Origin of the sequence: Mycobacterium montefiorense, from assembly GCF_003112775.1 — a bacterium.
GTDB lineage: Bacteria > Actinomycetota > Actinomycetes > Mycobacteriales > Mycobacteriaceae > Mycobacterium > Mycobacterium montefiorense.
In genome coordinates, this window is record NZ_BFCH01000048.1 from 93406 (window position 1) to 115728 (window position 22323).

The 22323-nt window shown below is 66.0% G+C and carries 13 protein-coding genes and 1 pseudogene; 3 read left to right on the forward strand and 11 right to left on the reverse strand.

From position 1 onward, the window contains the following. Positions 1 to 6: 6 nt before the first annotated feature. The 3 genes and pseudogenes from DB708_RS26320 to DB708_RS26330 all read left to right on the forward strand — a co-directional run bounded on the left by DB708_RS26320 (position 7) and on the right by DB708_RS26330 (position 3066). On the forward strand, positions 7 to 1785 hold the full coding sequence (locus DB708_RS26320) for an acyl-CoA dehydrogenase family protein (RefSeq protein WP_108926395.1): 1779 nt from the start codon (positions 7 to 9) through the stop codon (positions 1783 to 1785). After that, positions 1782 to 2087, forward strand: coding sequence for a hypothetical protein (locus DB708_RS26325; protein WP_108926396.1), 306 nt, complete (start codon positions 1782 to 1784; stop codon positions 2085 to 2087). The genes DB708_RS26320 and DB708_RS26325 overlap by 4 nt, the downstream gene beginning before the upstream one ends. Before the next feature lie 112 nt (positions 2088 to 2199). Next, positions 2200 to 3066, forward strand: a pseudogene (locus tag DB708_RS26330) (cyclopropane mycolic acid synthase family methyltransferase). 14 nt (positions 3067 to 3080) lie between these two features. Here the strand turns inward: DB708_RS26330 and DB708_RS26335 are convergent. The 11 genes from DB708_RS26335 to glf form a co-directional block, all read right to left on the reverse strand. Next, complete coding sequence (locus DB708_RS26335) at positions 3081 to 4661, reverse strand: acyl-CoA carboxylase subunit beta (RefSeq protein ID WP_108926397.1); 1581 nt, start codon at positions 4659 to 4661, stop codon at positions 3081 to 3083. Then, positions 4661 to 9886, reverse strand: coding sequence for a polyketide synthase Pks13 (pks13, locus tag DB708_RS26340; protein WP_235616968.1), 5226 nt, complete (start codon positions 9884 to 9886; stop codon positions 4661 to 4663). Before pks13 ends, DB708_RS26335 begins: the two co-directional genes overlap by 1 nt. A gap of 107 nt (positions 9887 to 9993) precedes the next feature. Further along, the gene (gene fadD32, locus DB708_RS26345) at positions 9994 to 11886 is read right to left on the reverse strand and encodes a long-chain-fatty-acid--AMP ligase FadD32 (RefSeq protein ID WP_108926399.1); all 1893 of its coding nucleotides are present in this window, start codon (positions 11884 to 11886) and stop codon (positions 9994 to 9996) included. A 313-nt stretch (positions 11887 to 12199) separates the two neighbouring features. Beyond that, positions 12200 to 13213, reverse strand: coding sequence for a carboxylesterase Culp6 (culp6, locus tag DB708_RS26350; RefSeq protein ID WP_108926400.1), 1014 nt, complete (start codon positions 13211 to 13213; stop codon positions 12200 to 12202). A gap of 131 nt (positions 13214 to 13344) precedes the next feature. Continuing rightward, a complete protein-coding gene (locus tag DB708_RS26355; protein WP_108926517.1) occupies positions 13345 to 14241 on the reverse strand; it encodes an esterase family protein in 897 nt (298 codons plus the stop codon). 183 nt (positions 14242 to 14424) lie between these two features. After that, entirely contained in the window at positions 14425 to 15462 is a 1038-nt protein-coding gene (locus DB708_RS26360; protein ID WP_108926401.1) for an esterase family protein, read from the reverse strand. 323 nt (positions 15463 to 15785) lie between these two features. Further along, positions 15786 to 17780: a terminal beta-(1->2)-arabinofuranosyltransferase gene (gene aftB / locus DB708_RS26365; RefSeq protein ID WP_272889278.1), complete on the reverse strand. Its 1995-nt coding sequence runs from the start codon at positions 17778 to 17780 to the stop codon at positions 15786 to 15788. Further along, positions 17767 to 18678, reverse strand: a complete 912-nt coding sequence (locus tag DB708_RS26370; protein WP_108926518.1) for a decaprenyl-phosphate phosphoribosyltransferase — start codon at positions 18676 to 18678, stop codon at positions 17767 to 17769. Before DB708_RS26370 ends, aftB begins: the two co-directional genes overlap by 14 nt. 11 nt (positions 18679 to 18689) lie before the next feature. Beyond that, positions 18690 to 19208, reverse strand: coding sequence for a phosphatase PAP2 family protein (locus tag DB708_RS26375; RefSeq protein ID WP_201263628.1), 519 nt, complete (start codon positions 19206 to 19208; stop codon positions 18690 to 18692). After that, positions 19201 to 21111 (reverse strand): glycosyltransferase, encoded by a 1911-nt coding sequence (locus DB708_RS26380; RefSeq protein ID WP_108926403.1) that lies wholly within the window; start codon positions 21109 to 21111, stop codon positions 19201 to 19203. Before DB708_RS26380 ends, DB708_RS26375 begins: the two co-directional genes overlap by 8 nt. Beyond that, entirely contained in the window at positions 21108 to 22310 is a 1203-nt protein-coding gene (gene glf / locus DB708_RS26385) for a UDP-galactopyranose mutase (RefSeq protein WP_108926404.1), read from the reverse strand. The genes DB708_RS26380 and glf overlap by 4 nt, the downstream gene beginning before the upstream one ends. Between the last annotated feature and the right edge of the window lie 13 nt (positions 22311 to 22323).

Consider the following 22323-nt stretch of genomic DNA (forward strand, 5'->3'; position numbering starts at 1 on the left):
CGCGGCATGAGCGACTACGACGTAGAGGCCGTGGACCGGCTGCCTTTCTCCACTGAAGAAAAGTCGCAGCGCTACCGGACGGACAGCTACCACGGTGCCGCCGGCCTCAACTGGTACCTGACCGACCCCACGCTGCAGTTCACCATGGCCTATTACCTGCGGCCCGATGAATTGGCGGTCCTAGAACCCCATTTGACGAGCATCGGTGCGCTGATGGGCGGTCCGGTCACACGCTGGGCCGACGAGACGGACCGCAACCCGCCGCGGCTTCAGCGCTACGACCGGTGGGGACACGATGTCAGTCACGTCGTGATGCCGGACTCGTTCGCGCAGTCCAAGCGCGCGGTGCTAGCGGCTCAGCAGGCGCTGCGCACCGATGCGCGCGTGGCCAAAGTGAGCTCGGGGCTGGCGCTGTTCGCGTCCAACTATCTGCTCAATCAAGCCGACATCGGGATGGGCTGCGCACTGGGCACCGGCGGCAGCATGGTCCAGTCTCTGGTCGCCGCGTACGCACCGGCCGACGTCGCCGAGTATGTGCTGGCCAAGTTCTCCTCCGGCGAATGGGCGGGCGAGACGGCGCAGTTGCTGACCGAGCGCACCGGCGGCTCCGATCTCGGGGCACTGGAGACGACTGCCACCCGTAGCGGAGACGATGGCAGGTGGCTAATCAATGGCTTCAAGTGGTTCGCCTCCAACTGCGCCGGGGAGGCCTTCGTGGTGATGGCCAAACCCGAGGGTGCGCCCGACTCGACCCGCGGCATCGCTAACTTCCTGGTGCTGCGCACCCGCCGCGACGGTTCGCGCAACGGCGTGCGGGTGCGGCAATTGAAGGACAAGCTCGGCACCCGCTCGGTGGCCTCCGGCGAGGTCGAGTTCGTCGACGCCGAGGCGTTTCTATTGTCCGAGAAGCCGACCGGTGACACGGGCCCGTCCGATGGCAAGGGCCTGGGTCGGATGATGGAGTTGACCAACGCCGCGCGCCTCGGGATCGCGTTGTTCGGGTTGGGCAACGCGCGCCGCGCCCTGGTCGAGTCGCTGTGCTACGCGCGGCAGCGCCACGCGTTCGGCGGTGCGCTCATCGACAAGCCGCTGATGCGGCGCAAGCTGGCGGAACTGATCGTCGACGTCGAAGCCGCGCAGGCAATGGTTTTCGACGGAACCGGAGCCGCCAACCATCGCCAGCCGCGCAGCATGCGGCAGCGCATCGCGGTGCCGGTAACCAAGCTCAAAGTGTGCCGGCTGGGGATCACCGCGGCCTCGGATGCGATCGAGATTCACGGTGGCAATGGCTATATCGAAACTTGGCCGGTGGCAAGGCTTTTGCGCGATGCACAAGTGAACACGATCTGGGAGGGCCCGGACAACATCCTGTGCCTCGACGTGCGCCGCGGTATCGAACAGAACCAGGCGCACGAGACGTTATTGGCGCGTCTGCACGACGCGGTGTCGGTCTCCGACGACGACGAAACCACTCCCCTGGTGGCCCGCCGCATCGAGGATCTCGACGCGGCGATCACGGCCTGGACCAAACTCGACAGCACCGTCGCCGAGGCGCGGCTGTTCCCGCTGGCCCAATTCATGGGCGACGTTTACGCGGGCGCGCTGCTGATCGAACAGGCCGCCTGGGAGCGCGACACCCGCGGCGGCGAACGCAAGGCACTGGTCGCCGCGTTGTACGCGCAGCGCTACCTCGCCGATCGCGGACCGTTGCGCGGTATCGACGCCGATTCCGAGATGGCGCTGGACCGGTTCGAGGAACTGCTAGACGGGACGCTGCGGTTATGAGGAAACTCGGCGCCGTTTTCGTAATTGTGCTGTCGCTCTTAGCTTTTGCACCAGTCGGAGTCGCCGGTGCGGCACCGATCGTGGAACAGGACGTCGTCGCCAGCCTCAACATCGCTGACCCCGATGCCCCGGTGGGTGTGGCGTTCGGCCGACATGCCGCCATCTATCGGCTGGCGCGCGATGACCCGAATTTCGCCCCATGGCTTGCGCTCTTGCAACGCAGCCTGAAGGACGGAACTCCTGTCCGCTTCTCCTATGACGTGGTTGGCCCGCGACTGACCATGGTGGAGTCGGCCCAGTAGCGGGCTCGGACTACAACACCCATGGTCCCACGCGGCTTCGGCCAAGCACTCCCACCGAATTCGCCTTACAGTGCTTTACAAGCCGCCAACGGGGTCTAGGAAAGGCAACGACATGGCCGAGGAGCTGACGCCACATTTCGAGGACGTGCAGGCGCACTACGACTTATCCGACGACTTCTTCCGCCTTTTCCTCGACCGCACCCAGATGTATACCTGCGCCTATTGGCTTGGCGGCGAGGACATGACACTGGAAGAGGCGCAGATCGCCAAGATCGACCTCTCGCTGAGCAAGCTGGACTTGCAGCCAGGCATGACGCTGCTCGACCTCGGTTGCGGCTGGGGCGCCGCCATGATGCGGGCCATCGAGAAATACGACGTCAATGTCGTCGGCATCACGCTGTCCAAGAACCAGGTTGCCCACGTCGAGCAGCTGTTCGCGGAGTCGGATAGCCCGCGTTCCAAGCGGGTGCTGCTCGAGGGCTGGGAGCGGTTCCACGACCCGGTGGACCGGATCGTGGCGATCGGCCCGCTCGAACATGTCGGCTAAGACCGCTACGCCGCCTTCTTCGAGAGGACGTATGAGCTGTTGCCGGCCGGTGGCACGTTCTTGCTGCACACGATCACGAAGCTCTCGGAAAAGGAAATCATCGAGTCCGGACTGCCGCTAACGCTGAAGATCGTCGAATTTGGCGACTTCATGCAGACCGAAATCTTCCCCGGTGGCGCCCTGCCGACCATCCAGATGGTGAAGGACTTCTCGGCGAAGGCCGGCTTCAGGCTGAAGCGTCGCCAGTCGCTGCAGCGGCATTACGCGAGAACCCTGGACGTCTGGGCCGCGGGCCTAGAGGCGCACAAGACTGAGGCCATCGCGATTCAGTCCGAAGAGGTCTACGAGCGGTACATGAAGTACCTCACCGGCTGCACTGATCTCTTCCGCAAGGGCTACATCGACCTCAATCAATTCACCTTGCGGAAGTAGCCGACAACAAACGGTTAGACCGGGATCAGCCCGTGCTTACGCGCGGTGCGGAACCACAACTGCTTGTCGCGCAGCAGGTGCATGGACTTGCGGATCAGCAGCCGGGTCTGGTGTGGGTCGACGACCGAGTCGATGAACCCGCGTTCGGCCGCGGTCCAAGGGATCGCCATGTTCTCGTTGTAGCCCTCGATGAAGTCCTTCTTGATCTGCTGCGCCTCGGGCGTGGTCGGATCCGGGAAGCGTTTCATCAGCAGCTGCGCGGCTCCCTCCGCGCCGATCACCGCGATGCGCGCGGTGGGCCAGGCGTAGTTGAAGTCGGCGGTCAGCTGCCGGGATCCCATCACGGCGTAGGCGCCGCCGTAGGACTTGCGGATGGTGATCGTCACCTTGGGCACGTCGGCTTCCACGACGGAGTACAGGAAGCGGCCGCCGCGCTTGATGATGCCGTTCTTCTCCTGCTCGGCACCCGGCAGGAATCCCGGCGTATCCACCACGAACACCAGCGGGATCTCGAACGAGTCGCAGAAGCGGATGAACCGCGCGGCCTTGTCGGAGGCTTCGTTGTCGATCGACCCGGCCAAGAACATGGGCTGGTTGGCGATCACGCCGACCGGACGCCCGTCGACGCGGGCATACCCGGTGATGATGGCCGGCCCGTGCTGCGCGGCGACGTCGAGGAAGTCGCCGTCGTCGAAGATCCGCAGCAGGATCTCGTGCATGTCGTAGGCCGCATTGTCGGAGTCCGGCACGATCGTGTCGAGCTCCAGGTCGCTCGGCGTGATCTCGGGCTCCAACCCGGGATTGATGATCGGGGGCTGGTCGAAGCAGTTGGACGGCAGGAACGACAGGAAGTCGCGCACGTACTGGAACCCCTCGGCCTCGGAGTCCACCACCTGGTGGATGTTGCCGTAGCGGGCCTGCACGTCGGAGCCGCCGAGCTCGTCGAGGGTCACTTCTTCGCCGGTGACTTCCCGGATCACGTCCGGCCCGGTGACGAAGAAGTAGCCCTGGTCGCGCACCGAGACCAGCAGATCGTCCTGGATCGGCGAATAGACCGCTCCCCCAGCACATTTGCCGAAGATGAGGGAGATCTGCGGCACCAGACCGGACAGCGCCTCGTGCCGACGGCCCAGCTCGGCGTACCAAGCCAGCGAGGTGACCGCGTCCTGAATCCGGGCGCCACCGGAGTCCTGGATGCCGACGATCGGGCACCCGACCATCGCGCACCACTCCATCAGCCGGGCCACCTTGCGGCCGAACATCTCGCCGACGGTGCCCTGGAAAACGGTCTGGTCGTGGGAGAACACGCCGACCGGCCGGCCGTCGATCAGGCCGTGGCCGGTGATGCAGCCGTCACCGTAGAGCGCATTCGGGTCGTTCGGCGTCTTGGCCAGCGCCCCGACCTCGAAGAAGGTGCCCGGATCCAGCAGTGCATGGACGCGGGAGCGCGCACTCGGGATGCCCTTCTTGTCGCGCTTGGCGGCGGCCTTCTCGCCGCCGGGCTCCTTGGCCAATTCGAGACGAGCTTTGAGATCGACCAGCTTCTCGGCTGTGGTGTGGGGAGAGGGAGCCGGCCCGGGCGCTACATCCGTCACTACTTGCCTACCTCACTTGTCTGACTGGTTTGCGCCTCCACCTTATTCAGCACCTCAGCCAGGTGAGCACCGACCTTGCCGATGATGGGTTCGTCGATGGCCTGGATGTGCTCGCCACCGATCGGCACCACCTCGAGGTCGGCCACATACTCGCCCCAACCGCCGTCCGGCTTACGCACGGCGTATCGCGGCTCGAACTCGATGACGTCATCGTGGTAGCGATCGGCCATGTAGAGGGTCACGTGGCCGTCGTAAGGCTCGATCTCGACGGTTTCGAGCGCCCGGTTGTCCAGATAGGACGTCCGTTGGTGCTCGACGATGCCACCCGGAACCTGCACGCCGCTTTGCTGGACGATATCCAACACGAACTTGACCTGCCCCTCGTCGTCGAGCTCTTCGAGCTGCTCGTAGGGGATCCCGGGAATCTCGACGTTGAAGGTTCGCTCGGCGAACTTCGCGTAACGGTCCCAGCGCTTGCGGGTTTCCTCCTTGGTCTGCGGGATCTCCTCGCCGGCGCGCACCGTGTCGATCATCCCGACAAAACGCACGTCGGCGCCGGCCTGCTTCAACCCGATCGCGCACGCGTAGGCCAGCGCACCGCCAAGCGACCACCCGGCCAGGATGAACGGCTTTCCCTCGTTCATTTCCAACAGCTTGGGCACATACTGGGCAGCCCGCTCCTGAACAGTGCCCTCCACCCGCTCGAACCCGTACATCGGAGTGTCCGCCGGCAACCGGTTGAGCAGCGGCTCGTACACCACGGTCGAGCCACCGGCGGGGTGGAACACGAACACCGGCACCTTGGAGTCGTCGTCGGGACGGGCGCGCAGGGTGCGGACGAAGCCGTCGATCTGGCCGGCCTCGAAGTAGGCGCGCACCTTCTCTGCCAACGCTTCGATGGTCTGCGAGGTCAGCACATCCTCGGCGCTGATCGGCCCCTCCGCGCGCTCGGCCAGTCGTTGCGCCATCCTGGCGGCGGTGGCGTCGTCGAGCTTGGGCAACGGGTTGAAGATGCCGCCCGGGGACTTACCCGTAACGATCGCCCAGGTGGCGAAGGTGACCCGCTCGGCGGCATCGCGCGGCGGGACGTCGGAGTTCAGCGCCTTGGCGACAGTCTCCTGACTGAGCGCCTCGGCCGCCCCAGCCAGATTCGGCTTGGCGCCGTTGGTCGAAGGGCCGGACGGATCCGTCGGCGGCGGCGGGATCGGTGCGTCCGAGGCATCCGGCCCAGGCGTCGGTGCAGCACCGCTGAGTAACTGGGCCTGCTCCTTGGCGATCTCGTCGGCCGTCAGGGTCTTCTGGTGCTCGTGCAGCTCCTGGACCTCGTCGCGGTGCTCGATCGCATACTCGATCAGCTGCTCGACGGCGTAGAGATTGGCGTCGCGCACCGCCGTCAACTGAATGGGCGGCAGGTCGAAGTCGTACTCGACGCGGTTCTTGATCCGCACCGCCATCAGCGAGTCCAGGCCCAGCTCGATCAGCGGCACTTCCCAGGGCAGGTCCTCGGGTTCGTAACCCATGGCCGCCGAGACGATGGTGCCGAGCCGAACCGCGATAGTCTCGCCGGAATCCGGCGACCATCTGCCTATGTCGCTCGATAAGTAGCGGTTGGTCAGGCTGTCCGTCAGCGTTTCGGCGTCGTCATCCTCGGCGAGACCCTCTGCAACGGGCGCGGCGGTCGTGTCGGCGACGGAAGTCCCCGCTGTGAGCGCGGTGCCGGCACCGACCGCGGTCGGCAGCACCGAAGGCGCATCACCCCGGGCGACCAGCGCGTCGTAGACCAGAGTGAACGACTCGTCGATGCGGGCGTGCACCTGAACCGACGCGCCACCGGGGTGCCGCGTCAACGTCGTCACCAACCGGGCACCCGGGCCGGGCACCGCACGCTGCTCCGAGGCGGTCAGCTTCGCGTCCGGCAGCACCGCCGTCGCAGCGGATCGCACCAGCGCGGCGAGGTCGGCAATGTCGCGCGGCGCGTACTCCCACACGTGCCGGCCGTCCGGCAGCGCGACGTGGTTGCCCGGCATCATTACCGAGCCGTCGCCGGCGAAGTGCGCGTCCAGCCAGTGCTCTTTGCGCTTGAACCGGGTCGGCGGAATGTTGGCGTAGTCCTGCGGCTCTTTAGCGCGGCTGAACATCGTCCGGATGTCCAGGTCGTGGCCGAACACGTAGAGCTGCGCCAGAGTCGTCGTGATCGACTCGACCTCATCCTGCTTGCGGGCCAGCGTCGGGATCAGCTGGGCGTCATGCAGGCCGGCGTCCGCGGTGGTCAGGCCCACCTGCATCAGCGCCACCGGATTAGGGGCGAGCTCCAGGAACGTGGTGTGCCCGCTGTCTACGGCGTTGCGGATCCCGTGGGTGAAGTACACGCTGTGGCGCAGGCCCTTTTTCCAGTAGTCCACGTCGTGGATCGGCTCGCTGCCCGGCTTGATGTAGCTGCCCTCGTGCACCGTCGAGAAGATGCCTGCGGTGGGGCTCAGCGGCTTGATCCCCTGCAGCTCGGCGGTGAGCTCGCCGAGCAGCGGATCCATCTGTTGGGTGTGGCTGGCACCCTTGGTCTCGAACTTTCGGGCGAACTTGCCCTCGGATTCGGCGCGCGCGATGATCGCGTCGACCTGTTCGGGCGGGCCGCCAATCACGGTCTGGGTTGGCGCGGCGTAGACGCACACCTCGAGATCGGGGAAGTCGGAGAACACCGTCTTGACTTCGTCGGCGGAGTACTCCACCAGCGCCATCAGCCGGATGTATTCGCCGAACAGCATCGCCTCGCCCTCACCCATAAGGTGCGAGCGCGAGCAGATCGCGCGGGTGGCGTCGCGCAGCGACAGGCCACCGGCGAAGTAGGCCGACGCGGCCTCACCCAGCGACTGGCCCACCACAGCGGCGGGTTTGGCGCCGTGATGCTTGAGCAGCTCACCCAGCGCGATCTGGATCGCGAAGATGGTGACCTGGGTGGTTTCGATGCCGTAGTCCTGCGAGTCGTCGAGGATCAACTCGAGCACCGAGTAGCCCAGCTCGTCTTGGACCAGTGCGTCGACCTTTTCGATCCACTCGGCGAAAACCGCGTCCCGCAAATACAGGCTCTTGCCCATCTTGCGGTGCTGCGCACCGAATCCGGCGAGCACCCACACCGGGCCGTTGGTCACCGGGCCGTCGACGCTGAACACTCCTGGTCGTTGCTTACCATCGGCCACCGCGCGCAAGCCCTTGACGGCTTCCTCGTGGTCGTGGGCTAGCACCACCGCACGCGAGCGGCCATGGTTGCGCCGCGACAGCGACCGGCCGATCGATTCCAGCGACGCCGCCTGGCCTTCGGGGCTTTGTATCCAGTCCGCCAGTTCGGCCGCCGCGGTTTTCTTGCGCGAGGTCAAAAATGCCGACACCGCCAACGGGATCAGCGGCTTGGTTGGCTCTGAATCTTCCTGTGCTGCAAGCTCTTCCAACGCGGCCTTTTTGAGGGCCAGCGCCTCTTCGGTCACGCCCGGCAGCTCGGGCTCGGCGTCGTCGCCGACAAAGTCGTCGGTGATGATGTTGCCGAAGTCGTCGAAATTCAGCGAGTGGGCTTCGAGCGCGGGCGCCTGCGCCTGCTCGGCTTCGGCGGCCACGGCCACCGCGGGCTCGGGCTCACGTTCGGCGACGTCGCCTGGCAACACCTCACGCACCACCAGGTGCGCGTTGGCTCCTCCGAAGCCGAAGCTCGACACCCCCGCCACTGCGAAGCCACCGTAGCGCGGCCAATCTGTGGCAGTATCAACGACTTTCAAGTGCATGCCGTCGAAGTCGATGTAGGGGCTGGGCCCGGCGAAGTTGATCGACGGCGGCAGCTTGTCATGCTGCAGCGACAGCACCACCTTGGCCATGGCGGCCACGCCGGCCGCCGACTCCAGGTGCCCGATGTTGGTCTTGATCGCGCCCAGCAGCGCCGGCTGATCGGCCTGGCGTCCCCTGCCCACCACCCGCCCAAGTGCCTCGGCTTCGATCGGGTCACCGAGGATGGTGCCGGTGCCGTGCGCCTCGATGTAGTCGACGGTGCGCGGGTTGATGCCGGCGTCCTTGTAGGCCCGGCGCAGCACCTCAGCCTGCGCGTCCTGGTTGGGGGCGATCAGGCCATTGGAGCGGCCGTCGTGGTTGATGGCGCTACCGGCAATGACGGCCAGGATCTGGTCGCCGTCGCGGCGCGCGTCGTCGACCCGCTTGAGCACCAGCATGCCGGCGCCCTCTGAGCGGGTGTAGCCGTCGGCGTCCGACGAGAACGACTTGATCCGGCCGTCGGGTGCCAGCACCGCGCCGATCTCGTCGAAACCGAGGGTCACCGCGGGAGTGATCAGCGCATTGACACCACCGGCAACCGCCACGTCGCACTCACCGTTGCGCAGCGCCTGCACCGCTTGATGGGTTGCCACCAGCGAACTCGAGCAGGCGGTATCGACGGCGACCGAGGGGCCGCGGAAATCATAGAAATACGACACCCGGTTGGCGATGATCGCGGTCGAGTTACCGGTGATCGCGTAGGGATGCGCGACGGTCGGGTCCGAAATGGCCAGGAAGCCATAGTCGTTGTTGGTGAAGCCGACATAGACGCCGACGGCTTCGCCGCGCAGGCTGGACGCCGGGATGCGGGCGTGCTCGAGCGCCTCCCAGGTCATCTCCAATGCCAGCCGCTGTTGCGGGTCGATGTTGTCGGCCTCGGTCTTGGCCACCGCGAAGAACTCGGAGTCGAAGCCCTTGATGTCCTTGAGGTAACCGCCGCGGGTGCGGGCGGCGGCGACCCGCTCGGCCAGCCGTGGTTCTTCGAGGAACTCCGACCAACGCCCTTCGGGCAAGTCGGTGATGGCGTCGCGACCCTCCATCAAGGCTTGCCAGGTTTCGTCCGGGCTGTTCATGTCGCCGGGCAGCCGAGTAGCCAAACCCACGATCGCGATGTCCACGCGCTCGGCCGGGCCGCTGCGCGTCCAGTCGACACCGTCGAGGTCGTCGTCGGGCCGTTCCGGTTCGCCCTCGATGATCCGGGTCGCCAGCGACTCGATGGTCGGATGCTGGAACGCCACCGCGACCGACAGCATCACACCGGTCATGTCTTCGATGTCGGCGGCCATCGCGACGGCGTCGCGTGATGACAGGCCCAGCTCGACCATCGGAATCGACTCGTCGATCGCGTCGGGTGACTGCCCGACGGCCTTGCCCACCCAGTTGCGCAGCCACTGCCGCATCTCGGGGACCGTCATCTCGGTCTTCTTGGCGGGCACCTCCCCGGTCTCGTCGCCGGGGACCGAGGCGGTGTTATCCGAGTTGTCCGGGAGGTCAGATTCTGTGTCAGCCATGGTTCCTGAATTCAGTCTGTTGCGGTGGCGAAAGCGGTCGGGGAGCCGACACCGCTGCGCAGACTGCCGTCGAGATAGGCGGCGCGGCAGGCGCGGTGCCCGATCTTGCCGCTGGAGGTGCGGGGAATCGTCCCCGACTGCACCAGCAGCAGGTCACGGATCGTGACCCCGTGACGCACGGCGATGGCCGCGCGAATGTCGTCTGCGATGGGTTGGTAGTCGAGCTTGTGCGTGCCGGCCGCACGCTCGGCGACGATCACCAGCTGCTCGGAGGTGTCCTCCGCGTCGAACTTGAGCCCGGCGTGCGGGTTGTCGAACACCTCTTGCGGTAGCTGGTTGGCCGGGACCGAGAAGGCGGCCACATATCCGGTGCGCAGCGCCTTGCTGGCCTCCTGCGCCGAATACTCAAGATCCTGGGGGTAGTGGTTACGCCCGTCGATGATGACCAGGTCCTTGATACGGCCCGCTATATAGAGGTCGCCGTTGAAGTAGGTGCCGTAGTCGCCGGTGCGTACCCACAGCCCGTCGTCAGCCGCACCTTCGGCGTGGGACTCGGGAACGCGCGACTTGAGGATATTGCGGAAAGTCTCGGTGGTCTCGGCTTCCTTACCCCAGTAGCCGACGCCCAGATTCTTGCCGTGCAGCCAGATCTCGCCGATGTGCTCGTCAGGCACCTCGCTGGCGGTGTCGGGATCGACGATGACGGCCCATTCGTCGACACCAATCCGTCCCGCGGAGACCTGCGCGACGGCGGTCGGCGCGTCGGGAGCCACCTCGACGAAGCGGTGGTTGTTCAGCTCGTCGCGGTCTACATGGATGACCGTCGGTGCGGTGTTGGGCGGGGTGGTCGAAACGAACAGCGTCGCCTCGGCCAGGCCGTAAGACGGTTTGATTGCCGTCTCCGGCAAACCGTAGGGCGCAAACGCCTCGTAGAACTTGCGCATCGACGCCGGCGATACCGGCTCGCTGCCGTTGAGGATGCCTTTGACGTTGCTCAGGTCCAGTGGCGGCTCGTCGTCACGGGGCAGGCCGCGAACCGCGGCGTGTTCGAAGGCAAAGTTCGGCGCGGCCGAGAAAACGCCGCCCGTCTCGCCGGGCTTACGCGCCAGCTCGCGAATCCAGCGGCCGGGCCGGCGGACGAACGCAGCGGGCGTCATGATGGTGAAGCTTTGACCGAGTACCGGCGCCAACAGCGCCGTGATCAAGCCCATGTCGTGGAAGAGCGGCAGCCAGGACAGGCCGCGGTCACCCTCGGTGCCCTCCAAGGCCTGCAGCACCTGCAGCACATTGGTGGGCAGGTTCAGGTGGCTGATCTGCACGCCGGTCGGTGTCCGGGTGGAGCCCGAGGTGTACTGCAGGTAGGCGGTGGTGTTCTCGTCTGCCTCCGGCTCTACCCAGGTGGCGGCAACCTCGTCGGGCACCGCGTCGACAGCGATCACCCGGGGCCGTTCCTTGGCCGCCCGAGCGCGGATGAATTTGCGGACGCCTTCGGCGGAGTCGGTGGTGGTCAGGATCGTCGAGGGGGAGCAGTCGTCGAGCACCGCGTGTAACCGGCCGATATGGCCCGGCTCGGCCGGGTCGAACAGCGGAACCGCGATGCGGCCCGAGTACAGCGCGCCAAAGAAGGAAACGAGGTAGTCCAGGTTCTGCGGGCACAGGATGGCGATGCGATCACCGGGCTGCGTGACCTGCTGCAGACGAGCACCCACGGCACGGTTGCGGACGCTGAAGTCGGACCAGACGATGTCGCGCTCGACACCGTCGCGCTCGGTGGAGTAGTCAATGAATCGATAGGCCAACTTGCTGCCACGAACCTTCGCCCACTTCTCAACGTGACGAACCAGGTTCGTGTTATCCGGGAACTTGATTCGACCGTTCACAATGAACGGGTTGTGGTACGCCATGCCGCCCTCTCCTGTTACACACTCGCCGGCCAGCTACTCCGGCGGTCCTAGTTGTCGGCCTCGCCGACGATTTCCCTGCGCGGGCCGGCTTCGTGCACAGCGCAAACTGCGCCGGTCCGTGCGAGCTTCGACCCGGTCAGGAACCGACAAACTCTGATAACTCTTAGTTTTCTCTTAATGTTAGGCGTCGGCGCGCAGCAGACCAAATCTCAAGGTACCGCCGATTGCCCCCGGTACGGCCGACCTAACCGCTGTGTCCCCTCGTCCAGCTACCCCCCGCGCCGTCCGGCTTTGTCCGCGGCCACCCGGGCGGTCACCCATGCTTGGGATGTGGCGCATTTTCGATGAGATTACGCGTCCAGTTCAACGTCCAATCCGTGGCCGCGGCGCCGTCCAGATTCCAGAACTGGGTGGTGGCGTACATGGCGTGGATCGGCTGGCCCGCACCGCCGGCCAGCGTGTTGAGTGTATTCGGCAGGTTCGCGACGCTGAACGCCTCGTTCGGAGCGGCGCAAATCAGATCACCCGGCGCGCAGATCTCGTTGGTCTTGGCGTTGAGATCGCCGAAGCCGCCGGGCCGCGCACCGGTCATCGTCAAACCGAGCCCGGACAACATCGGCACCTCGTGCAGCGTGACCTCGGCGCCCTCGCCCGGCGGGTTGGGCCCGATGTCGTTGCCGACGCCCTGCTGGCGGCGGCCGTCGGCGATCACCGTCACCCCGAGCACCAGGTCGTCGTCGACGGGTCCGCGGCCGTTGCCGACATCGCTGGCGATGTCGCCGGCGATCACCGCGCCCTGCGAAAAACCCACCAGCACATAGCTGGTCAACGGGCACTTGTTGTTCATGTCGGTCAGCGCTTGGACGGCCGCGCGGGTGCCTTCCGCCCGACTTTCGTTGTAGGACATTTGCGTGTCGGAGCTCAACGGGTTATGGAACTGCGCCGTGTAGGGGACGGTGTAGGTCAGCACCCGCGAGGGCGGGAACTGCGCGCTGATCGCCCCGGTCAGCTTGTGCAGCAACGCATTAGGAAACTGCACCGGGTTGAGGGGATCGTCCTGCGGGGATGACTCCCACGTCCCGGGGATCACCATCAGCTCTACGTCGGGGCAAGAAGCGTCCTGCGTAGCGGGCCGCGGCTTGTGCGGATGCGTCGTCGTCGAGGACGGCGGCAGCACGCCCGGCGGCACCGCGCTGGGCGGTGATTCGGTGCTGCGCAGCATGGTCACGACCGCCACGATCACCAACAGCACGACCCCGGCCATGCTGAGCGCGGCCACCCAGGCGAGGATCCGGCGGCGCCTGTTGCGCTGGGCGTTCGTGCTCATGTTCTCCTGCTAGCAGAGTCGGCGGGTCGCTCCTCGAATACAGACAAGCGGCCATCCCGGCCCTGCTGCACTCAATACACGGTACCGGCTGAGCGCGCGGCGCCGTCCCTGCTGCCAGCGAAGCCGGGTGGCTAGCGGATCGCGCCCACGATGTCGCCCGACATCGCACCCAGCTGTCCCGACCACGAGCCCCAGCCGTTGTCGCCGCCACCCGGGAAGTCGAAGTGGCCGTTGTGCCCGCCGTCGTTGCGGTACTGCGAGTAGAACATCCGGCTGTTGCCCATCGCCTCACCGGCTTGCCCGATCATCGCGGCCGCATCGCCGCCCATGTTGGTCGGGCTCCAGACCCATACCCGGGTGTTGTTCTGCGCCAGCAGCGCGGCGTGCACGTAAGGGTCGTGCCACTTCCACCGGCCCAGCTGCGGGGCTCCCCACATGCCGTTGCCGTCCACGCCGCCGAACTGCTGCAGGCCGGCCAGGATCGCGCCACCCGTGGTGGTGTTGGACGGGTAGAGGAATCCGGACAGCGAGCCGGCGAAGCCGAACCGGTCGGGGTGGAAGGCGGCCAGCGCCATCGCGGCATAGCCACCCTGGGAGGCGCCGACGGCGGCGTGGCCACCGGGTGCCAGCCCCTTATTGGCCGCCAGCCAGTCGGGTAGTTCGCTGGACAGGAATGTGTCCCATTGCTTGCTGCCGTCCTGCTCCCAGTTGGTGTACATGCTCCAGGCACCCCCAGCGGGCGCCACCACCGAGATCCCCTTGCCACCCAGCGTGTTCATCGCGTTACCCGCGGTCACCCAGTTGCTGACGTCCGGGGCGGCGTTGAACGCGTCCAACAGATACACCGCGTGCGGACCACCCGCCAGGAAGGCGACCGGGATATCGCGGCCCATGGCGCCCGAGGGCACCATCAGCGTCTCGTAACTGGCCGCTGCAGCCTTGCCCGTCATTCCCGTCGCCACACCGCCGAACCCCAGTGTTAGCGCGGCAACGCAAAGCACCCGCAGAAGCGCTGACAGACCCCGCACGTTACCCATGTGACCCTCCATCATGTCGTCGCTGTGTTTGCACAGTAACCAGGGCTGAAGTGAAGCCGACCCGCAGGGTAGTGAAATGGACCACACCCGACGACGGCCACGCGGATAGCTAACGGCGGCGACCCGTGAGGATCGCCGCCGTTAGCTGTTTTGCTTTGGTTTTTCGCTGCCGGACTAGGTGCCCTGAGTGGAACCTGCGTTGGAAGCCGTGGCCGGGCCGGCGCCCGGGGTGGCGCCCAGCGCCGACTGCAGGTCAGGCAGCATCGCGTGCAGCTGCGAGCCCCAGTAGGGCCAGTCGTGGGTTCCGTTGGCGTCGAAGTTCCACACCGCGTTGTGACCACCGGCCGCGTTGTAGGCGTCCTGGAACTTCAGGTTGCTGGTCCGCACGAAGCCTTCCAGGAACTTGGCGGGCAGGTTGTCGCCACCGAGGTCGGACGGCTTGCCGTTACCGCAGTACACCCAGATTCGGGTGTTGTTCGAGACCAGCTTGCCGACCTGCAACGACGGGTCGTTACGCTGCCACGCCCCACCGTCGGTCGGGCCCCACATATCGTCCTTCTTGTAGCCGCCGGCGTCACCCATGGCAAGGCCGATCAGCGACGGGCCCATCCCCTGCGACGGGTCCAGCAGCGCCGAAAGCGAGCCGGCGTATGGGAACAGGTCGGGGTGGTAGGCAGCCAGGATCAGCGCCGACGACCCGGCCATCGACAGACCGACGGCCGCGCCGCCGGTCGGCTTGACCTGCTTCTGCGCCGACAGGTACTGCGGCAACTCGCTGGTCAGGAAGGTCTCCCACTTGTAGGTGGTGCAACCGGCCTTACCGCAGGCGGGCTTGTACCAGTCGGAGTAGAAGCTGGACTGGCCACCGACGGGCATCACGACCGAGATGCCCGACTGGTTGTACCACTCGAAGGCGGGGGTGTTGATGTCCCAACCGTTGAAGTCGTCCTGAGCGCGCATGCCGTCGAGCAGGTACAGCCCGGGCGAGTTCGCGCCACCGCTCTGGAACTGGACCTTGATGTCGCGGCCCATTGCGGCCGAGGGAACCTGCAGGTACTCCACCGGCAGACCTGGGCGAGAGAACGCCCCTGCGGTCGCCGGGCCCCCCACGACGCCAATCAGACCCGAAAGCAGGGCCGCGCCTACGGCTCCCACCGCGAGCCGGCGTGGCATGCGTGCCACGGCGCCGCGAAACCTGTCAACAAACGTCATCCTTGCTTCCTCATCTTCTCGGCGCACCCAACATCAGGACGCGTCGTTGATTGGGGTCGAACTGCATGCGATCTCCGCGCAGCAGTGCTCTTGTAGTGAACCACACCAACCCGCGCGGGCTCTCATTGAGACGGTTCCGCAAACCCTCGTCCGGCCGTGATTTCTTGGGGTTTTCAGGCCGGGCACCAAAGCTTAGAGCAACATTTCCGCATGTGCCGGACGGTGAACGCAACAGGTGAACGTGCAAATGTGAATTTGCTGTCAGCATCAGGAAGCGAAAATTGTGCCGCGTTCGAGATCTGTGAGATTTATCCCCGCAATATTCACTCGCGCGGGGGCGGGGGACTCGGCTCGGGGACCGGAAGACCGCACCGGGCGAGCTCGTAGAGCGGGACCCGGTCGATCCGGTAGGCGGTGAATTCAAAGGAGTGCAAGAAGTTTGAGAAGAACCGGTGCAGCGACATCGGGGCGCGCACCGACGCCAGCATCGCCTTGGTCTCGGGGCATTGCAGCGCCGCCACGGCCTGGGCGACCCAATTCGCGTCCAGGTAGCCCGGAATCCCCGGATATACCTTCACCCACGGGCCGTCGGCGATCACCCAGTCCGGGAAGAGGTTTTTGTCGTGCCCGATCCTGCCGTGCGTGAGGCGCTGCGTGTGCTGGGCGAGCGGGTTCGCCAAACCGATTTGGTCGATCACTCGGACGTCGAGCCCGACGTTCATGCCCAGCATGCCCAAGTTCGTGAAAAACACTGCATGCTGCGGCTTTTGCGGCGGCCTGCTATCGGCAGGGCTGCCGGGCGCCGGAGGTGGCGGCTGCAGTTGCGGCACGATGTCCCACTGGATGTAGTTGCCCGACGGCAGCAACAACGCCCCGTCCGGAGTGTTGTCCAGCGCGGCCAGCACGGCCGCCATCCTCGGGTAGTCCAGGTAATCGGCGGCGGTCAGCGGGTGCGCGTGCCCGGTCGCCTGCGCATAGAAGCGGCGCTCGTCGACGATGCCGGTGTAGGCCACGTGGGTGGCGTCGTAGCCCATCCCCGGTGAGTTTGCTGCCCACAGCGACCAGCCCGCGATGCCGAGCCAGAGCGCGCTGGCGGCACCGGCCAACCAGTAACCCGTCTCGCGCGAGTAGTCCTGCCCGTCGGGGATCAGCACGGGGATGACGGCGACGGGGGCCAGCAAACAAAATAGCGGCGCCAACAGCACCCGCGCATGCATGAAATCGCCGCCCTGACGGGTCCAGTACAGCGCCTGCAGCAGCCCGCTCACGAGGACAAATGCCACCACCGCGGGTGGGCTCTGCACCGCATGAGCCAGCCGGCCGTAATTGGGCGCGAGCATCGGGCGTAAGAACGACGGGCGGCGCCGGGCACCCGACAGCAGCAGCCCCAGCGGCACCAGCAGCAGCACCGGCAGCCAGACGGCGTAGGGCGAGACGAAGTTCGACAGATAGGTCATGCCCTGAGACCACTTGTCACCAGCGGCATCCTTGGCCAGAGCCGTCCCGGGAACCAGCAGCCCGTAGTAGCCCATCCGGAAGATTTGGTAGGCCACCGGCAGGAACCCGCCGGCCACCACGATCAGCGTCCGACGGCGCCAGGTCCGGGCCGCGATCAGCATCATGATCAGCGCCAGCCCGCCCATCAACGCCAGCTCGGGTCGCACCAGAACACTGAACCCCGCGACGAACGCCAGCAGACCGGTGAACACCTCGTTGTCTGGACGGTTTCGCAGCGCCTGCGACCAGCGGACCATCATCCACCACAGCAACCCCAGGTAGGCCAGGGCCAGCCCACTCTCGAGGCCGGAGGTGGCGAAGTCACGCGCCGGTGGCAGCGCAATGTAGACCAGCACCCCGGCGGGCAGCATGATCGCCCGTCGCCCCCGCAAGCTGGGGGCGTATAGGCGGCCGGCGCCCAGCATCAGCAGCGCCACACCCAGCACGGAAAGGATCAGCGCCAGCGTCAGCGCCACGTACTCCATGCGCACCGGTCCACCGACCCAGCTTCCGACGTACATCAGGTAGGTCCACGCCGTCGAGGTATTCGCCTCGACCCGCTCGCCCTGGTTGAAAACCGGCCCGTTGCCGGCCAACAGGTTGCGCACGGTGCGCAACACGATCAGTCCGTCGTCGGCGATCCAGCGTCGCTGCCAGGCTCCCCACCCGAAGAGCACCGCGACAATCGCCACACTGATCCACAGGCTGACCCGGGTCACGGTGTCGTACGGGAAGGGCTGTCGGCCACCCCGCCTGACCCTGGGCCGGCGGCGCATCAACTCGCGCTTGATGGCCTCCAGACCGGGGCTAGCCGAAGGCAACCGCGGCACCAACTGTTGCGATCCACGCTAGGAACAGCAGCTGCAACACCCGGTCACGCAGCGCGATTTCTTCGGGCTCACCGGCCAGCCCGCCGTCGACGTCGACCGCGTAGCGCAGGACCGCGATGGTCAGCGGGACCATCGACACCGCGTACCAGGAGCCTGAACCCCGGTCCCGCTCGAACGCCCACAACCCGTAACACATCACGAAGGCCGTGGCCGACATCGTCCAGACGAACCGCAGATAGGTACTGGTGTAGCTCTCCAGCGACTTGCGGATCGCGGCTCCGGTCCGCTCCGCCAACTGCAGTTCGGCGTAGCGCTTGCCGGCCGCCATGAACAGCGACCCGAACGCCATGATCAGCAGGAACCACTGGGACAGCGGGATGTCGGCGGCCGCGCCGCCGGCGATGGCCCGGATCAGATAGGCCGAGGAGACGATGCAGATGTCCAGCACCGCTTGGTGTTTGAGGCCGAAGCAGTACGCCAGCTGCATGCCGATATAGATGGCCATCACCACGGCCAGGTTCGGTGTCAGCCACCAGGCGATGCCCAGCGACGCGGTGCCCAGCACCACGGCCAGGGTGTAGGCCAGCCATTCGGGAACCACGCCGGCCGCGATCGGCCGGAATCGCTTGGTGGGGTGTTCCCGGTCGGCCTGGACGTCGCGGACGTCATTGATCAGGTAGATCGCCGAGGCCGCCAGGCAGAACACGACAAACGCCACGCCCACCTTGGTCGCCACTTCGGCGTAGTCGTAACGGACTCCACGGCCGGCCGCGGCGACCGGCGCGGCCGCCACCAACACGTTCTTCACCCATTGCCGCGGGCGCATCGCCTTGATCACCCCGATGATCAAATTCGCCGGGGGTTGTCCGGTCGCCACGTCTTCACTCATTTCGGCCACACCTATCTCGACTTTCTATCGAGCCAGAGTGCAAGGCGGGCGACCGCGGCGCCGAGCGCCACGCCGAAAGCAACGTCGCTGGGATAGTGCACGCCCAGCAGTATCCGTGACAGCGCCATCGGCGGAACCAGCAGCACGGGCAACGGCAGATCGGTGGCCCGGCCCATCAAAACGGCCGCGGCCGTGGTGGAGGTGGCATGCGCCGACGGGAAGCTCAGTTGGCTGGGGGTGCCGACATTGACCGCGACGGCCGGATGATGTGGGCGTTTACGGCGCACCATCCGTTTGATCAGCACGGCGGCCGCGTGCGCGGAAAACGTGCCGCCGGCGGCTACCAGCCACTCCCGGCGTCGGCGCCGGATCAACAACGCACCGAGGAACTGCACGATCAGCCAACCGACGCTGTGCTCACCGAAGTGGGACATGCCACGGGCGGTGGCCAACACGCCGGGCCGGTCTGCCAGCGCCGCCTGCACGGCCACCATCGCGGCGACTTCGCCGCGCGGCGCCGCTTCATCCATGTTTCGACTTTTGTCCGGTCGGCTGGCTCGTCTGGGGCAGTAGCACCGTCTCCCACTTCTGCTTGCTGGACAGCACCGGCAACGCTTCCCGGTACACCCGGCGCATCTCGTCGAATCGGCTCAACAGCTGACGCTGGCGGCGCAGCGACTTCAGTAGCAGCGTGAACATCTTGCGCCGATCACGCTGCCGGTAGACCACGCCGCAGCCATCGGCGGTGGTGACGGTGACACCGTCGACGGTGCATAGCCGGAACCAGCGCGCGTCCTGGGTCGGCACGTTGAACTCCGGGCGGCGGTGGCTTTCCGGGTCGGCGGCGGTGAGGTTGTGCAATATCCCGCGGGCCAGCCGGTAAGCGATGGACACCGGGTTCACCGGCGGCTTCATCGCCTTGCTCTGATTCAGCGGTGCGGGCAGCTCGGTCGCCGCCGGCAGCACGACGGCGTCCGGGTACTCCTTGCGCAGCCGATGCACTTCCGGCAGCCCCGATTCCAGAATCGAGAAGATGTGCTCCGGGCCGGCGAGGAAGTCGTCGATGGCCCTGTTCTGGATCACAACCGTTGAATATTCAAGGCAGGCAAGGTGTTTCAGTGTCGCCTTGAGGTGGCTACGGACCAGGCCGGTGATGTCGCCGTCCCAGTGCATGGCCGCGACCACCAGCCGATTGCGCAGGTGGAAGTAGGCCTGCCAGTCGATGGCGTCGTCCTTGTCGCTCCAGGCCATGTGCCAGATCGCGGCGCCGGGCAGCGTGACGGTCGGGTAGCCGTGCTCGCCGGCGCGCAGGCCATATTCCGCGTCGTCCCACTTGATGAACAGCGGCAGCGGCTGGCCGAGCTCCTCGGCGACTTGGCGCGGGATCATGCATGTCCACCAGCCGTTGAAGTCGACGTCGATGCGCCGGTGCAGCAGCGCGCTGCGATCGCTCTTGTCGCTCAACGGGAATTCGGCGAAGTCGTGGTCGTATTCGGTGTGCGGCGCGGCGGTCCACATGAAGTTCGATTCGTTGACGACCTCGCCCATGATGTGCAGGTGCGACGGCTCCTGCAGATTGAGCATCTGACCGCCGATCAGCATCGGCGTCTTGGCGAAGCGGTTCATCGCCAAGACCCGCAGGATCGTGTCCGGCTCGATGCGAATGTCGTCGTCCATGAACAGAATCTGTTGGCAGTCAGTGTTTTTCAGCGCCTCGTACATCACCCGGCTGTAGCCACCGGACCCGCCGAGGTTGGGCTGGTTGTGGATGGAGAGCCGACTACCCAGGCCCGCCGCCGCCGCCGGAAAGTCCGGGTGCTCGCGCACCTTGCGGGTTCCCTGGTCTGGAACGATCACCGCACCAATTACCTTGTCCACCAAGGGGTCTGCGGTGAGGTCGGCCAGCGCGTTCACACAGTCCGCGGGCCGGTTGAACGTCGGGATACCGACGGCGATGTTGGCCGTGCCCGGAGCGGGTTCGGTCGCGTACCAGCCTCCGCTCACCAAGTTGACCGCGGTGTCGGTGGTGATGTCGAACCAGATCCAGCCGCCATCCTCGAACGACTTGAGTGGCACCTCGATCTCGACGACGGCCGGCTGATCCTCGGTGCCGACGAACGCGCGGCCCTCCACCGAGATCCGCACCCCGGTGGCCTTGGTCCGGTACAGGTCGACGCGTCCGGTTCCGGTCAGCTCGACGCGCAGCACCACCGATTTGCAGATCGACCAGCGGCGCCAATAGCTCGCCGGGAAGGCATTGAAGTAGGTGGCGAACGAGACCTCGGACTCCTTGCCGATCTCCAGCGAGGTACGGCCGGTCGCATGCGCACGCCGGGAGTTGGTGGTCGACTCCTCGAGGTAGAGCTTGCGCACGTCGAGCGGTTCACCCGGACGCGGCAAGATGATTCGGGACAGCAAGCTCACGGCACTCATCCGCGCGCGCCTTCCTCTTCTTCGGCTAAAGCGGCGCCGTCGCGCAGGTGTGGCGCCAGGGTGTTGTCGTACATGTTCAGTGCGCTGGCAATCGCCATATGCATATCCAGATACTGATAGGTGCCCAACCGCCCCCCGAAAAGCACCTTCGAAGGGGCGGTCTCGGACTTCACCCTCGCTCGATAGGCGGCCAACAGGGCGCGGTCGGCTTCGGTATTAATCGGATAGTAGGGCTCATCGTCGTCCGCGGCGAACCGGGAGTACTCCCGCATGATCACCGTTTTGTCGGTCGGGTAGTCGCGCTCGACATGGAAGTGACGGAATTCGTGGATGCGGGTGTAGGGGACGTCGGGATCGTTGTAGTTCATCACCGGCGTGCCCTGGAAATCGCCCACAGGTAAGACCTCGAGCTCGAAGTCCAGGGTGCGCCAGCCAAGCCGGCCCTCGACGTAGTCGAAGTAGCGGTCCAGCGGGCCGGTGTAGACGACGGGAGCATCGGGGCTGTCGGCCCGCAGTTGGTCGCGGACTTCGAACCAGTCGGTGTCGGTGCGGACCTCGATGCGGTCGTCGGCGGCCATGTTCTGCAGCCACGCTGTGTATCCGTCGACCGGCAGTCCCTCGTAGGTGTCGTTGAAGTAGCGGTTGTCGAAGGTGTAGCGCACCGGCAGCCGGGTGATGTTCGCCGCGGGCAGTTCCCTCGGGTCGGTCTGCCACTGCTTGGCCGTGTAGCCCTTCACGAAAGCCTCGTAGAGCGGCCGGCCGATCAGCGAGATGGCTTTTTCCTCGAGGTTCTGCGCGTCGCCGGTTTCAATCTCGGCGGCCTGCTCGGCGATCAGCTGCCGGGCCTGCTCGGGGGTGAAGTACTTACCGAAGAACTGCGACACCAGGCCCAGGCCCATCGGGAACTGGTAGGCCTGTCCGTTGTGCATCGCAAACACACGGTGTTGGTAGTTGGTGAATTCGGTGAACTGGCGCACGTAATCCCACACCCTCTTGTTCGAGGTGTGGAACAGGTGGGCGCCGTACTTGTGCACCTCGATCCCGGTCTGCGGCTCGGGCTCGGAATAGGCGTTGCCACCGAGGTGCCGGCGTCTTTCGACGACAAGCACACGCTTCCCGAGTTGGCTGGCCACGCGCTCGGCGATGGTGAGGCCGAAGAATCCGGAACCGACAACGAGGAGGTCAAAACGAGCGGTCATCGGTTGCTTAGGC